Below are 15390 nucleotides of genomic sequence, written 5' to 3' on the forward strand. Positions count from 1 at the left end.
CCTAAATTGCTACTTACACAGTCTTTTGGGTACTGCCAATTTTCAATTTGCATTATTTGTCTTTCTAAACTCGGACGGATTCATCCCTTTATATTTTTTAAATAAACGGTTCAGGTGGCTTTCATCGGAGAAATTAAGTTCGTAAGCGATTTCGTTTATTCGCATATCGCTGTGCAACAGCCTTGTCTCTACCAGTCTTAATTTATAATTGACAATATAGCTTTGGAGGGTTTCACCCGTTTGCTTTTTAAAATATCGTCCCATGTAATTCGGTGATATATTAAAATGGTCACTGAGATTTTGTGTCTTTAAATTCTCTTGGTCAAAAATATTTTCCTGAATGTATTGCAGTATCTCTAATACTGGTTCGCCGGTACTTTCTTTTACATTCTTCGGAAGTTTCAAGGCAATATTCCTCGCCACAATGGTAATGATGGTATTAACGATTTGTCCTGTAATGCGATTGTAGTACAACTGTTGATTAGTTTGTTCGTTCAGGATACTCTCAATAAGTGAAGCGATCAATGGTTTATCCACTTTGTTTTTTAAAATACATCCGGGACGGTGACTGGCATTTTGTAAAATATATTCCATCTGGTTTACGGCATCTTTGTCTTTGCCAATTTTTTCCTTTACAAATGATTCATTGAAACGGAGAAAAAAGAAAGTTGTTGGCGTAGCGATATCAAATGAGTATTCATCCTGTGGGGTTAGTAAAAATAAGTTGCCTTTGCGATAATTAAATCTGTTTTTGTTTACCAGTTGAATGCCCGTTCCGTCTATTACATAAATCAATTCAAAAAAATTGTTGCGCTTGGTGGTTTTGGGGAAACGCAGCATTTCTTTCCATTCTATTTCATAAGGCTTATATAAAGTTTCTCCTTTCATAATGGTAAAAATACAGAAAAAGTGTAAAATAGTGCAAATTTAAACACTTGCTTTCAGAATAACTTTGCGTTATAAAATTATAAGCAAATGAAAATTTTAATTATCGGAGCATATGGTAATATCGGAAAAATTGTTACACCTGCCCTGCAACAAAATCACGAAGTAATTACGGCAGGAAGAAACAGTGGCGATGTTTCGGTGGATATTTCTTCCATCGCTTCCCTTGAAAACCTTTTTACACAAACAGGAATTGTTGATGCAGTTGTTTGTACAGCAGGTGACAGTGTTACAAGCGACTTGCTTTCAATGACAGATGAAAAATATCGTACAGGAGTACAACAAAAATTATTGGCTCAAATAAATCTTGTAATCACAGGTTTGAGATATATCAATGACAATGGTTCATTTACACTCATATCAGGCAAAATGGGTGAAAATCCTGCTAAAGGCTCATCAGGCAAAGCCGTAACAAATGGCGCTGTAAACAGCTTTGTACTGGCGGCTGCACTGGAAATGCCAAGAGGTATAAGGATTAATGTTATAAGCCCGTCAAAAATTACAGACATTGCTACCCAAGATTTGATTAATGGCTATTTTAAAAGCATTGCAACTTCGGCTAACGGAGAAATTATAAGAGTTGGTTACAATTAAAAACAAATAAATTATGCCACATTTTATTATTGATTGTTCGGCAAATGTTTTAACACAGATGTCTGAACCCGAAATTTTAACAGCAGTATTTGATGCTACTAATGCAAGCGGTCTTTTTACAGAAGAAGATATTAAAGTAAGGATGAACCCTTATGTACGGTACGAAGTCGGGGGTAAAAAGACTGACTTCATTCACGTATTCGGATATATTCTTGAAGGAAGAACGGAAGAGCAAAAAGCCGACTTGTCGCACCGGGTTGTAAAAACACTGACGGGCCTGTTTCCTGATATTGAGTTTATAGCTTCAAGTGTGAATGAATTTGCAAAAGCCGGTTATTGTAACAGGCATTTGTTGTCATATTAGACAAAATAAATTTTTAAAAACAAATAAATAAGATTATGAGAAATTTAAGAACAAGGAATAAAGTTATGAGAAACTTAATGTGTGCTACATTTATAATGTTATTTACCGCATTACAGGCACAAGACATAAGGCTGTCAAAAGAAAACAGAAAACAATTTGTCGGTACATGGTCATTGGTAGCAGTAGAAAATACCAATGCCGATGGAAGTAAAACATTTCCTTACGGCAAAAATCCTGTTGGTTTGCTTGTGTTTACTGACGCTGGTGAATACGCCATACAAATTTTAAAAGCTACTCGTCCAGAAGTTGCGGCAGGAGATAAGAATAAGGCAACACTAGATGAAAACGCTGCCTTGGTCAAAGGCAATAATTCTCATTTTGGCACATATACTGTTCACTCCGAAAAGCGGACTATTACTTTCAATGTGCTGCATGCTTTTTATCCTAACTGGGAGGGCAATGCGCAGGTGCGTTCTTATAAACTGGAAAACAATATGCTGAGCTATGTTGTAACCAATACAACTAATGGCGGGGCTGTTACAGCAACTGTGGTGTGGAAGAAAAAATAGTTGTTTTTGTCCTTTATAATATCATTTATGAATGTCATATAGTAGATAATCCCGTTCGAATCCAACCGAACGGGATTGTCTTTTCTGCATGTTATAAAGTTCAAGGGACTATTCCACAGCAATCCCGTTTTCCATATTAGCGATCTCCTGCGTGGTATAAAATATCTGTCGGGCACGGTTTTTCAGCAAATCGTAATTGATCTTTTCCGGGAGAAGGACGTGGAGATAGAGACGATATGAACAGGCCGTATGACCAGGTGCAGATGCATATAGAAAAGGTGAGTAATAAACTATGGCATTGTAAAGAACCGGGTACTGGAAAGGGACGAGGTGGAAGGTAAGTTTGAGACAACATAAAGTCTTTTTATCATCATATAGTTATAAAAAATAGCGCTTATTTTCAGAAACAAATGACTTATCGTAATATTGCGATATATTAATTCACGACAAACACCTGGTTCTTAAGGCACGTACTTGTAACCCGGACCAGATCTAAATCTGAATATGTACCATGAATACTGTTTTTGATGTTATCGTTATCGGCGGGGGGCAAAGCGGTCTGGCAACGGGGTATTACCTCAGGAGGACAAAATTGAACTACCTGATTCTGGACGACCGGGAAGAAAGCGGCGGGGCCTGGCAAAGTACCTGGGACAGTCTTACCTTGTTTTCTCCTGCCGAACACAGTTCACTGCCCGGCTGGTTGATGCCGAAATCCGAAGGGAGGTTCCCGACAAAAGCAGAAGTTATAAACTACCTTGGGAAATATGAAGAACGCTATGGTTTTCCCGTAGAGCGACCGGTCCGGGTGTATGATGTGGAGCGACATGACGGGGTATTCAGGCTTATAACCACTAAAGGAGATTTTTATACAAGGACGGTGATCAGTGCAACGGGAACATGGGCCAACCCTGTTATTCCCGAAGTGACGGGAAGGAAGAAGTACAAAGGTATTCAGCTGCACTCGGCCGATTATCGTCAGCCGGGACCATTTGTAGGACAAAAGATATTGGTTGTAGGGGAAGGGAATTCCGGGGCGCAGATTACGGCCGAACTATCTTTATACTGCCGGGAAGTAAAATGGGCTACAAGGAAGGAACCTAAATTTTTACCGGATAATGTGGATGGATATGACCTTTTTAATGTAGCTACGGCAAAATATAAGGCAGAACAGGAAGGAAAACCATTCGACAGATCGGGGTATAACCTGGGAAATATAGTCATGGTCCCTTCTGTAAAAGACGCCCGTAAACGAGGAGTGTTAATATCCGGAGGGACCTTTACGGCCATGTACGAGGAAGGTGTAATATGGGAAAACGGAGCCGAAGAAGCTTTTGATGCAATTATCTGGTGTACAGGTTTCGGGTATGCCACGGCTTTTCTGAAGAACCTGGCTACACCGGATGAGAAGGGGACCGTCCGCACAACGGGGACAAGGTCCGTGGAAGTGCCCGGTTTGTGGTTGGTGGGATACGGAAGCTGGACCGGGTATGCTTCGGCAACCTTAATAGGAGTCAACAGAACAGCCAGGCAGATGGTACGAGAGGTAGAAGGATTTCTGGAAAACGTAAAGCCATGAAAGGAACAATAAAAAAATCCCGGTGAGAATCTTCTTCCGGGATTTTTTATAGCTGAAGGTTGCCATTTCTTATTCTTGTACTGCCTTATCCACTACCGGCCGGTTTTCGCGATTGGCGATCTCCCAGGCGGTATAAAATATCAGCCGCGTGCGATTTTCCAGCAGGTCATAATTTATTTTGTCAGGTGTGTCTCCAGGTCTGTGATAATCGTCGTGGGTACCGTTGAAATAGAAAATAACGGGAATGTTGTTTTTTGCAAAGTTGTAATGGTCACTGCGATAATAGAACCTGTTGGGATCGTTATCATCGTTATAGGTATAGTCCAGTTCTATATTGCAGTATTTTTTGTTTACTTCCTCAGAGAGGTTGTGCAGTTCCGTACTTAGTTTATCCGAGCCGATCAGGTAAACATAATTCCTGTCCCCCTCCCTTTTCGGGTCTATACGGCCTATCATATCGATATTCAGGTCTGCCACAGTATTTTCCAGGGGAAAAATAGGATGTCTTGTGTAATAATCGGAACCTAAAAGCCCCTTTTCTTCTCCGGTTACATGAAGGAATACTACCGAACGCCTGGGAGCATTTCCGTCTTCTTCTGCTTTTTTGAATGCTTTGGCAATTTCCAGAAGGGCTACGGAGCCGGAACCGTCATCGTCGGCTCCATTGTTGATCTGTCCGTCTTCGGTTATACCGATGTGGTCGAGGTGGGATGATATGACCAGGTATTCATTCGGTTTCTCTGAACCTTTAATGAAGGCCACTACATTTTCCGAACTGACCTCTTCGGATTCTCCTGTGAACTCCAGTTGGAAATTTGCCGGGATAGCAGTGCCTCTGTCCAGTTTTTCAAGATCAGCACTGATCTGTGTGGCTACCTTTTCGTTGATGAAAGCGAAAAAGAAATCTTCTTCCTCTTCTCCTTTCAGTTGCATTCTACCGTCTCCGGCTCTTTCTTTCATAAACTGGAATTGCTGCGCGATCATTTCGTAATTGTTCCGGTCCAGCATCAATACCCCTTTTGCTCCTTTTTTCATGGCAGCATCCAGCCTGTCGGGCATGGATATTTTAATGTCAGACCATTTGGACGGGGAGTTGGTCCCGGAAATCACATACGTACCATCTGCATTTTTAGGTTCACTTACTATGGTAATGATTATTTTGCCTTCTACGTCCAGGTCCTTGTAGTCGGAATAACCGGTATCTTCTATGCCGTATCCTGCAAAAATGATTTCTTTTGCTGTATATTCGGTTTTGACGGGAGATTGAAAAGTGACAAAGTCTTCTCCCATTTCAAATTTTTTGTCATTTATACTCAGGGAGCCGTCGGGCATTCCGCTGACCTCAAGAGGGACTTCCTGAAAATAATCACCGTTACCCTGTGCGGCGGGGATGCCCAGTTTCACGTAGTGGTTCTTGAGATATTCTACAGCTTTTTTTTGTCCTGGCTTCCCGGTTTCCCGTCCTTCGAATTCATCGGAAGCATAGGTGTAGAGATGATCTTTTAGATTCTGTTCGGTTATAACTTTTGCATAAGGCACAGGATCATACGAAGGTGCCTCTTTAGAAGGTGTAGTGGCTTTTTGAGAGCTGTTGCATGCAAAAGCCACGGATAACGCCAAATAAAGTATTTTTCTCATTGTAAACTATATAAATTTGTCAAATATATATAAAAAGAGAAATATGGGGAGCAATGTTTTCTTAAAGTTTGGGAAATGAGGTTTCTATGGTAAGAAGGGGGGCAAAACCGGAAAATACTATTATGAATACCGTTTTCCGTACGGTTTTATATGGACAACAGCAGATGTCCTCTGCTATTGAAAAGGCCGTTAATTGGCCACTTCACTAATAAATTTGATGCGGTACAGGCGGATTTCTTCATCTTCGTAATCACCATCGAACTCTTCCATAGCAACAGATATTTTGTCCGATTCGGCATCCAGAAAATATTCGTGTAGCTCTTCCTGCTGGTCTTCGTCCAGTATGTCGTCTATCCAGTAATCTATATTCAGCTTGGTGCCGCTATATACGATCTGCTCCATTTCTTTGATGAAATCGTCCATGCTTAAGCCTTTGGCATGAGCAATGTCATCCAGAGGCAGTTTCCGGTCTACATTTTGTATGATGTAGAGTTTTAAGGCCGAATTGGCACCGGTGCTTTTTACCACAAGGTCATCCGGACGAATGATATCATTGTCTTCTACGTACCGGGTAATGAGGTCTGTAAATGGTTTACCGTATTTCTTGGCCTTACCTTCGCCTACTCCGTGAACATTGAGCAGTTCTTTGAAGTCTATGGGATATTTGAGGGCCATATCTTCCAGGGAGGGGTCCTGGAAGACCACAAAGGGGGGGACACCCATTTTCTGGGCTTCTTTTTTCCGAAGTTCCTTCAACATGCGCAGGAGGGTTTCATCGGCTACCGCAGCCCCGCTTTTCTTGGTCGTAACAATGGTATCGTCCTCTGCTGCTTCATAGGTGTGATCTTCGGTCATCATGAAGGAATGAGGGGACTCGAGGAAATCTTTACCTTCTTTTGTGAGGAAAAGTACCCCGTAGGTTTCGATCTCCTTTTTCAGTAGTCCGGCTACCAGGACCTGGCGTATAAGGGCCATCCAGTGTTTGCCTTCTTTTTCCTTTCCTGTTCCGAAGAACGGTTTTTCGTCTGTTTTATGAGATTTTATAAGCGCGTTGACCTTGCCTACCAGAACGTTTACTATTTCTTTAGCCTTGAATTTCTGATTGGTGCTTTTTACTACGGAAAGCAATTTAACCACATCGTCCTTGGCTTCGTGTTTTTTCTTCGGGTTACGGATGTTGTCATCCATATCCGCACCCTCCCCGTTTACTTCGTCAAATTCTTCCCCGAAATAGTGCAGAATGAACTTTCGGCGGGACATAGAGGTCTCGGCATAGGCTACCATTTCCTGTAGGAGGGCATGCCCTATTTCCTGTTCGGCCACCGGTTTCCCGGCCATGAACTTTTCCAGTTTTTCAATGTCCTTGTAAGAATAAAAAGCGAGGCAATGGCCTTCGCCGCCGTCTCTTCCGGCCCTTCCGGTTTCCTGGTAATAACTCTCTATACTCTTCGGAATATCGTGGTGTATGACAAATCGTACATCCGGTTTGTCGATCCCCATACCAAAAGCGATAGTAGCCACCACGACGTCTACATCTTCCATAAGAAACATATCCTGGTGCTTGGCCCTCGTCTTGGCATCGAGACCTGCGTGATAGGGAACGGCACTGATGCCATTTACCTGCAGTGTCTGTGCCAGTTCTTCGACACGTTTTCTGCTTAAACAGTAGATTATACCTGATTTTCCCGAGTTTTGCTTTACAAAGCGTATAATGTCGGCATCTACATTTTTGGTTTTCGGACGTACCTCGTAAAAGAGGTTGGGGCGGTTAAAGGAAGCCTTGAATGTATTGGCATCGGTAATACCGAGGTTTTTGAGGATGTCTTCCTGTACTTTCGGCGTGGCTGTGGCCGTTAATGCAATGATGGGGATATCGTCTCCCAATCGTTTGATAATGGCCCGGAGATTCCGGTATTCCGGCCGGAAATCATGGCCCCACTCGGAGATACAATGTGCTTCGTCAACAGCTACGAAGGAAATTGTTACGGATCTCAGGAACTCGATGTATTCTTCTTTCGTAAGGGATTCGGGTGCTACGTAAAGCAACTTGGTCGTTCCTTCCCGGATGTCCTGCATCACGGTTTTCACCTCATTTTTGGTAAGGGAAGAATTAAGTACATGGGCAATACCGTCATTGGAAGACAGGCCCCGAAGGGCATCTACCTGGTTTTTCATAAGTGCTATCAGGGGAGAAACCACAATTGCCGTACCTTCTTCGACCAATGCCGGCAACTGGTAGCAGAGCGATTTTCCACCGCCCGTAGGCATGATCACAAATGTGTTGTGATTGTTAACTATACTTCTTACGACACCTTCCTGTAATCCTTTGAATTGGTTAAAACCGAAATATTGCTTTAACTTCTTATGCAAGTCAATTTCAACTGAACTCATTCTATCGTTTTACTATTTTACATACATTTGCACAACTAAAGATATAACATTCTATAATTATTACAAACAATAAATCTTTAAAAAAATTTTGAGTAATAACGAGGCTATAAAAGCGGTTGCAAAAGAAGTAATTGAAATTGAAAGTAGTGCTATAAGTCACCTGAAATCTTTGATAGACGATGAATTTTCCAGCGCTGTACAGTATATTTTCAACAGTAAGGGGAGAGTAATTGTAACAGGGATCGGGAAAAGTGCGATTATAGCTACAAAAATAGTAGCCACCCTCAATTCTACCGGTACACCTGCCATTTTTATGCATGCTGCGGATGCCATTCACGGAGACCTGGGAACCATCCAGGGAGATGATGTAGTGATATGTATTTCCAAAAGCGGCAATACCCCCGAAATAAAAGTTCTGGTACCCTTGCTCAAGAACGGTACGAACAAACTCATAGCCATTACCTCCAACCGCGACTCGCTTTTAGGACAACAGGCAGATTTTATTCTCAATGCCTATGTGGAAAAAGAAGCCTGTCCGAACAACCTGGCACCAACCACCAGTACTACGGCACAGCTGGTTATAGGCGATGCCTTAGCTATTTGTCTTTTAAGCCTGAGAGGATTTACCAGTAACGACTTTGCCAAATATCATCCCGGGGGATCGCTTGGTAAAAAATTGTACCTTCGGGTGCGCGATATTTCATCGGCCAATTTGAAACCACAGGTGAGCCCGGATATGGACGTAAGGAAGGTCATCGTGGAAATATCGGAAAAAATGCTCGGAGCCACGGCAGTTATAGAAGACGGAAAAATTATCGGGGTGGTAACCGATGGTGATATAAGGCGAATGCTCAATAAGTACGACAATATAAACGGCCTCACCGCAGGGGATATTATGAGCAAAAACCCAAAGAGCATCCAGGCTGATGCTATGGCTGTAGATGCCATGGAAGTCATGGAAAAAAACAGTATATCGCAACTCCTGGTAGAAGAAGATGGGGAATACGCCGGGGTAATCCATTTGCACAACCTAATTAAAGAAGGAATCATATAATGGCAAAAAAGAAACAGGAGGAGATGTCTTTCCTCGACCATCTGGAAGAACTCCGCTGGCATCTTATACGAGCTACACTGGCAGTGGTAATCGTGGGATTTCTGGCATTTATGGCTAAGGACTTTATTTTTGACACGATTATTTTCGGCCCCAAAAAAGCTGATTTCGTAACCTATGAGTTCTTCTGTAAAATATCACAGACCCTTGGGCTGGACGACAGCTTCTGTACGGAGGAGCTGCCGTTCCAGATCCAGAGCCGTACTATGGCCGGACAGTTCTCCGCACATATCTGGACAGCTATCTGGGCAGGTTTTATTATAGCATTTCCGTATGTATTGTACGAATTCTGGCGTTTTATAAGCCCGGGGTTATACGATAATGAGAAAAAAAATGCCAGAGGTTTTATTGTGATCGCCTCGCTATTGTTTTTTATGGGGGTGGCCTTTGGTTATTATGTGATATCTCCGTTGTCCATTAACTTCCTGGCTTCATATCAGGTGAGTCCGGAGGTGCATAACGATATAGACCTTAGTTCTTATATTGCCACCGTGCGTGCCTCGGTGATCTCCTGCGGATTGATCTTCGAATTACCGATCATCATATTTTTCCTGACCAAAATAGGACTGGTAACTCCGGAATTCCTGAAGAAGTACCGGAAGGTGGCCCTGGTTATAGTGCTTATACTTTCGGCGGTGATCACTCCTCCGGATATTGCCAGCCAGATAGTGGTGTCCGTCCCTATCCTCATCCTGTATGAAGTAAGTATTGTCATATCCAGATTTGTGCTTCGTAAGCAGGAAAAGGAAGATAAGGCGCTGAGAAGATCATAAGAGGATAATCGAATTTTAAAAACGGGAAAAATGGCCGATATAGTAGAAGAGTTCAACGACTACCGTTCCAGGATGAACGATCGTATTCTGGCAGATAACAATAAGATCATAAAGCGTATATTTAACCTGGATACCAATGCTTATATGCCGGGTACCCTGGATGTGCGTACCAAGGAACTTCTCGGGCTGGTCGCGTCTGCCGTACTCCGTTGTGACGACTGTGTGAAGTATCATCTCGAAAGCTGCCATAAGGAAGGACTCAACCGTGAAGAAGTTATGGAAGCCCTCGGGATAGCTACCCTCGTAGGGGGTACCATAGTGATCCCGCACCTGCGAAAGGCCTATGAATTCTGGGATGCCCTTGAAGCTAAATCCGGGACCGGGGAACCCCATCGGTAGAGTGTTTCCGGACGATGAAGTTTCCTGAGATTGAAGGTTTTCCGAAGCGTTAAAGGAAAACTAAACCCGGGGGCATGACCGGAAGGACGGATGTTTTTCGTATTTTTACTTTCTAAGCCAAGTTGCAAATGAAGCTGAGAGCTGAAAATATAATGAAGTCCTACAAAGGACGACAAGTAGTAAAAGGCATTTCCCTGGAAGTGAACCGGGGAGAGATCGTGGGGCTTCTCGGCCCTAACGGAGCGGGAAAGACCACTTCTTTTTATATGATCGTGGGGCTTATCAAACCCAATGGGGGAAATATTTATCTCGATAGTCTGGACATTACGAGGTACCCTATGTATAAAAGGGCACAGAATGGTATCGGCTACCTTGCGCAAGAAGCTTCCGTGTTTCGTAAACTCAATATCGAAGAAAATATCCTGAGTGTTTTACAGCTGACCAAGCTTTCGAAGAAAGAGCAACATATGAAGGTGGAGGCACTTATCGAAGAGTTCGGTCTGGGACATATCCGGAAGAGCCGGGGCGACCTGCTTTCCGGAGGAGAACGGAGACGGACGGAAATAGCCAGGGCACTTGCCACAGACCCGAATTTTATTTTACTGGATGAACCGTTTGCCGGGGTCGACCCTGTTGCGGTAGAGGATATACAGCGTATTGTAGCCCAGCTGAAGAATAAAAATATCGGCATCCTGATTACCGATCACAATGTTCAGGAAACCCTGGCCATTACAGAGCGGTCTTACCTTATGTTCGAAGGAAGTATCCTCAAGGCGGGAGAACCGGAAGAACTGGCTGCAGATGAAATGGTGAGAAAAGTATATCTGGGGCAGAATTTTGAACTACGACGGAAAAAACTGGATTTTCACAAGTAAAAGAACTGCCTGAAAAGGGTGCTTTGAGCCACTGTCCAGACAGTTTCTATGGGGATTTCTCTTATCCTATAAAGTATACGGGCGAAGATTTTTTAATATGATCTGCAGGGTTTCTATACAGGTTGTATAAGCTTCAGGAGATACGTTTTCCAGGGCGTTAGCTATAATCTGCTCCTGTATTTGTAATACTTCTTCATATGCCTGTTTTCCTTTTTCGGTAAGAAAAATGTGATGACGATGTACACGTATGAGATTTTGCGCTTCAAAGCGTTTTACCAGTTTTTCCATTCCGCTTTGGTCCATAAAAAAATCTAGTAGTTTGGCCGCCTCATCTACGGGAAGGTCCTTTTTTTCGTTGATGAGATTCAGGAACTGCCACTCCAGGCGGTTAAAATTTCCATGTGAAGTTGTCTTTCGTGTAACATTCGAAAAAGTGTCATTGGTCTTTTTTACCCAGTATCCTATCGGGCCTTTTTCACGAAATACCTGCATTACTTCTGCATTTCTGTCTTTTTTTTCGTCCATATTCTTGTATTTTGATTGGATTAACCTATCGAAACCATACTGCTTTCCCGGGCCTTTTTCTGATAAATGGCATCGGTATACCAGAGGAATTCATTCAGAAACTTTTCCGTATTGCCGGTGACAGATTCATGGACAGGAGAATTGGTGTCGTCAAAAGCCTGGTGTATTTCCGGGACAAGTAGTTTCAGGGGCAGGGCATAAGCGCCCAGGCTCAGGATAACGTGTTGCAATTGCGAAGAAGCATTAATACCCCCCATTTTCCCGGAAGATGCCGTGGCAACACCTATCGGTTTCTTCTGGAATTCAGCCCAGTAATAATCGAGCATATTTTTCAGGGCTCCGGAAAAACTGCCGTGATATTCCGGCGTTACTAGGATGAGAGCATCACTTTGTTCCAGTTTCCTGCTTATGGGGGCTATATGTGCCGTATCCGGTCCGTCCATACCGTAAACAGGAAGAGGTGTCCTGCTGAGGTCGATAATATCGGTTTCGGTCCCTTTTGCGGAAAGCTGTTGTTGTATAAAATTCGCCAGGAGATGGGAACGTCTTTCATTTCGTACACTTCCGATAATAATAGTTGTTTTCATTGTAGAGGTTTTTTAAATGAGATTAACTTTTTTCGATGTTTAAAATTAATCGATAATAACAATGGCTTGATGTGTTTTTGATAGAATATATTTATTGTTTTATTTGCCCGGTCAATGATGATGGGGGGCGGACATAAAAACAGCAGGGACCTGATCCCCTGTTTTCAGACGGGTAATCAGACCAATACTCCTTTTATACATTTAGATAGCAGCGTTACTATGAAAGAGAATACCCTGTCCCGGATGTGGTTTATGAGGTGAAAATATACCCGGGAAATTTTCATAACATGTTAATAAATATCTTTCTGTAAAATTTATAATTAAGATATATTTGTAGTTGAACATAAGAAATCTCCTTTTGCGCATTCTTTGGAGGAAGGAGCCTTAAAAACTAACAGATGAAGTTTATTGTATCCAGTTCGTATTTATTAAAACAACTACAGGTTTTGGGTGGGGTGATCAACAACAGTAATACCCTTCCTATCTTAGATAATTTTTTGTTCGAATTAAACGCGGAAAAGCTTACGGTTTCCGCTTCGGACCTGGAAACGACCATGAGCGCGGTGCTGGATGTGGAATCCGATACGGAAGGGAGTATCGCGGTGCCGGCCAGATTGCTCCTGGATATACTGAAAACATTTCCGGAACAACCGCTCACGTTTGTCATGGAAGACAACAATACGATAGAGATCAGTTCTAACCACGGTAAATATGCACTGGCCTATGCAGATGCTTCCGAGTTCCCTAAAACAGTGGAACTTACCGATCCCAGCTCTACTTCCATAGCAGGAGATGTTCTGGCAACGGCAATAGCAAAGACTATTTTTGCTGCAGGTAACGATGATCTTCGCCCGGTGATGAGCGGGGTATTCTTCCAGTTTTCTCCGGAAAACCTTACTTTTGTGGCTACCGATGCCCATAAGTTGGTGAAGTATCAGCGTACCGATCTTTCCGCAAGTGAGGTGGCAGAATTTATCATGCCCAAAAAACCATTGAACCTTCTGAAAGGTATCCTGGGGGGAAGTGAAACGGAAGTTACCGTAGAATATAACGAAAGTAACGCCAAGTTCACGTTTGACAATGTAGAACTGGTATGTCGCCTTATCGACGGTAAGTACCCGAACTATGAAGCGGTAATTCCTAAAGAAAACCCTAATAAACTGAATATTGACAGAACGCAGTTCCTCAACTCCGCCAGGAGGGTCAGTATTTTTTCGAACAAGACAACTCACCAGATCCGTTTGAAAATAGCAGGGGCAGAGTTGAATATATCTGCCGAAGATATAGATTACAGCAATAAAGCAGAAGAAAGACTTACTTGTGAATATCAGGGAGACGATATGCAAATAGGCTTTAACTCAAGGTTCCTCATTGAGATGCTGAATAACCTGACTTCTGATGATGTATCCCTGGAAATGTCGCTGCCCAACAGGGCCGGGATCCTAACCCCGGCAGATGGACTCGACGAAGGAGAGTACATTACCATGCTGGTAATGCCCGTAATGCTTAACAATTAGATAGCAAATAGATAAATAGCATATGCAGGCCGTTCCTTTCAGGAGCGGCTTTTTTATTGGTTTTTGAAAGAGGGCAAATCCTGCTTCCAACAATGATCGGACGCATTCCAGCACTTTGGCAGTACAAGAAGATACCGCCCGGCTATTAGCCTGGCGAAGGTGCCGGTTATTGAGTTCACAGGCGGTGCCTGCCTGATCGGATAATCAAAAAAGCAATTCCGTTGTTTATCAAAACCTCCGCACTTGATCCTGTTTAGCCGGGAAAGTCAGAATTTTATTATCTTTAAGCTTAAGAATAATTGTTTAACCCTAATCTACGCATCAATCGTTGAGACTATTAGAGATTATCATTACAAAGGAGGACAAAGAAGTTCTGGAAAAGCTCCTGGATATAGAAGAAGTTGTAGAAAAATGGAGTTCCGAAACGCTGGATGGTCATCTGGTAACTAAAGCGCTGATCCGGGACGAACATACCAAAGAATTATTGAGCAACCTGGAAAGTATGCCAAATTGCCGGGTGATTATACATCCCGTGGAGGGGATACTGCCAAAACTGGAGACACCGGATGAGGAAGAAGAAAAAAAGATAGGTTTCAGTAAATTTATAGCCATCAGTAAAGAAGAGCTTTACAGTGATGTGGATGAACCGGTAAATCTTTCCGTGAACTTTATCCTTATGGTAATCCTCTCTTCTTTTGTTGCGGGGATAGGCATACTGAAAGATAATGTAGCCATCATTATCGGGGCTATGGTTATTGCCCCTTTCCTCGGACCGAATATGTCTATGGCTTTCGGAACCACACTTGGTGATCTGAAAATTATTAAAAAGTCAATGATAACGGGCATTGTTTCGACAGTTATTGCTTTGCTTATCTCCTTTTTCTGGGGCATGCTGGCCGGTGATGTGGGAAATATTACTATGGACCCTAAACTGAGTGCGGAAGATGTAGTCCTGGCTTTGGTCTGTGGGTTTGCAGGCGTAATTTCTGCGCTTGGCGGCCAGGGAGGTTCTTTGGTGGGAGTGATGGTTGCGGCCGCACTCGTGCCTCCGCTTGTGAGGGCAGGTCTTTTGCTCGGAGGGGCTTATTATAGCGATGCACTCAACTCATTTCTTATTTTCTCTACAAATATCATCTGTCTGAATATTGCCGGGATTATTACTTTCTACCTGGCAGGGATACAGCCTGGAAAATGGTGGGAAAAAGAAAATGCTAAAAAGAAAACCCGCAATGCCTTCCTGATATGGTCTCTGGCTTTGGCACTTATTATTATTGCCGTTCTGATGATACGGAAAATGGGGACAGAATGAAGCGGCAGGAAAGTTCCGGAGTTCCGATTGTTTTAGTTGATCAGGCCAACGGGAATTTGAAAAACAGGCTTATCGGATAATACTTCATAAACTAAAATAGGGCATAAGAAGCTGGTGCCCGTTATAGGAACGGACACCACTTTTCTGATATAAGATAGGCACTTTCAGAAGTAAGCCAATTTCCCAAAAAATAAACAACGAACTCAGGTAATTT

General features: G+C 42.9%; 15 protein-coding genes. 10 read left to right on the top strand and 5 right to left on the bottom strand.

Features of this window, described 5'->3' with window-relative positions; all coding sequences use genetic code 11:
• Positions 1-42: 42 nt before the first annotated feature.
• The gene (locus ED312_RS22815; RefSeq protein ID WP_123218334.1) at positions 43-888 is read right to left on the bottom strand and encodes an AraC family transcriptional regulator; all 846 of its coding nucleotides are present in this window, start codon (positions 886-888) and stop codon (positions 43-45) included.
• A gap of 87 nt (positions 889-975) precedes the next feature.
• Here ED312_RS22815 and ED312_RS22820 point away from each other — a divergent pair, with 87 nt between their 5' ends.
• The 4 genes from ED312_RS22820 to ED312_RS22835 all read left to right on the top strand — a co-directional run bounded on the left by ED312_RS22820 (position 976) and on the right by ED312_RS22835 (position 4051).
• Positions 976-1539 carry a short chain dehydrogenase gene (locus tag ED312_RS22820; protein WP_123218335.1) on the top strand — a complete coding sequence of 188 codons (564 nt, stop codon included), beginning with the start codon at positions 976-978 and terminating at the stop codon, positions 1537-1539.
• Positions 1540-1552: 13 nt separating this feature from the next.
• Entirely contained in the window at positions 1553-1903 is a 351-nt protein-coding gene (locus ED312_RS22825; RefSeq protein ID WP_123218336.1) for a 5-carboxymethyl-2-hydroxymuconate Delta-isomerase, read from the top strand.
• A 35-nt stretch (positions 1904-1938) separates the two neighbouring features.
• The gene (locus tag ED312_RS22830) at positions 1939-2472 is read left to right on the top strand and encodes a lipocalin-like domain-containing protein (RefSeq protein ID WP_206363305.1); all 534 of its coding nucleotides are present in this window, start codon (positions 1939-1941) and stop codon (positions 2470-2472) included.
• Between the two features lie 511 nt (positions 2473-2983).
• Entirely contained in the window at positions 2984-4051 is a 1068-nt protein-coding gene (locus ED312_RS22835; protein ID WP_123218337.1) for an ArsO family NAD(P)H-dependent flavin-containing monooxygenase, read from the top strand.
• 69 nt (positions 4052-4120) lie between these two features.
• On the opposite strand, the gene ED312_RS22840 is transcribed toward ED312_RS22835, so the two are convergent.
• Together ED312_RS22840 and recQ are read right to left on the bottom strand one after the other, a co-directional pair.
• Entirely contained in the window at positions 4121-5689 is a 1569-nt protein-coding gene (locus ED312_RS22840) for a M28 family metallopeptidase (RefSeq protein ID WP_123218338.1), read from the bottom strand.
• A gap of 189 nt (positions 5690-5878) precedes the next feature.
• Complete coding sequence (gene recQ, locus ED312_RS22845) at positions 5879-8080, bottom strand: DNA helicase RecQ (RefSeq protein WP_123218339.1); 2202 nt, start codon at positions 8078-8080, stop codon at positions 5879-5881.
• Positions 8081-8168: 88 nt separating this feature from the next.
• Here recQ and ED312_RS22850 point away from each other — a divergent pair, with 88 nt between their 5' ends.
• From ED312_RS22850 to lptB, 4 genes are all read left to right on the top strand, one after another.
• The gene (locus tag ED312_RS22850) at positions 8169-9134 is read left to right on the top strand and encodes a KpsF/GutQ family sugar-phosphate isomerase (protein ID WP_123218340.1); all 966 of its coding nucleotides are present in this window, start codon (positions 8169-8171) and stop codon (positions 9132-9134) included.
• Complete coding sequence (tatC, locus tag ED312_RS22855) at positions 9134-9964, top strand: twin-arginine translocase subunit TatC (protein WP_123218341.1); 831 nt, start codon at positions 9134-9136, stop codon at positions 9962-9964. Before ED312_RS22850 ends, tatC begins: the two co-directional genes overlap by 1 nt.
• Before the next feature lie 30 nt (positions 9965-9994).
• Positions 9995-10363, top strand: a complete 369-nt coding sequence (locus tag ED312_RS22860; RefSeq protein WP_123218342.1) for a carboxymuconolactone decarboxylase family protein — start codon at positions 9995-9997, stop codon at positions 10361-10363.
• A 128-nt stretch (positions 10364-10491) separates the two neighbouring features.
• Complete coding sequence (gene lptB, locus ED312_RS22865; RefSeq protein ID WP_123218343.1) at positions 10492-11238, top strand: LPS export ABC transporter ATP-binding protein; 747 nt, start codon at positions 10492-10494, stop codon at positions 11236-11238.
• 66 nt (positions 11239-11304) lie between these two features.
• Here the strand turns inward: lptB and ED312_RS22870 are convergent, their stop codons facing one another.
• Positions 11305-11763 (bottom strand): MarR family winged helix-turn-helix transcriptional regulator, encoded by a 459-nt coding sequence (locus ED312_RS22870; protein ID WP_123218344.1) that lies wholly within the window; start codon positions 11761-11763, stop codon positions 11305-11307.
• A 20-nt stretch (positions 11764-11783) separates the two neighbouring features.
• Positions 11784-12350 (bottom strand): NADPH-dependent FMN reductase, encoded by a 567-nt coding sequence (locus ED312_RS22875; protein ID WP_123218345.1) that lies wholly within the window; start codon positions 12348-12350, stop codon positions 11784-11786.
• Between the two features lie 398 nt (positions 12351-12748).
• On the opposite strand from ED312_RS22875, the gene dnaN reads away from it, so the two are divergent.
• Together dnaN and ED312_RS22885 are read left to right on the top strand one after the other, a co-directional pair.
• Positions 12749-13867, top strand: a complete 1119-nt coding sequence (gene dnaN / locus ED312_RS22880) for a DNA polymerase III subunit beta (protein WP_123218346.1) — start codon at positions 12749-12751, stop codon at positions 13865-13867.
• A gap of 328 nt (positions 13868-14195) precedes the next feature.
• Positions 14196-15176: a TIGR00341 family protein gene (locus tag ED312_RS22885; RefSeq protein ID WP_123218347.1), complete on the top strand. Its 981-nt coding sequence runs from the start codon at positions 14196-14198 to the stop codon at positions 15174-15176.
• Positions 15177-15390 lie beyond the last annotated feature (214 nt).

The organism is Sinomicrobium pectinilyticum (assembly GCF_003725735.1).
Lineage (GTDB): Bacteria > Bacteroidota > Bacteroidia > Flavobacteriales > Flavobacteriaceae > Sinomicrobium > Sinomicrobium pectinilyticum.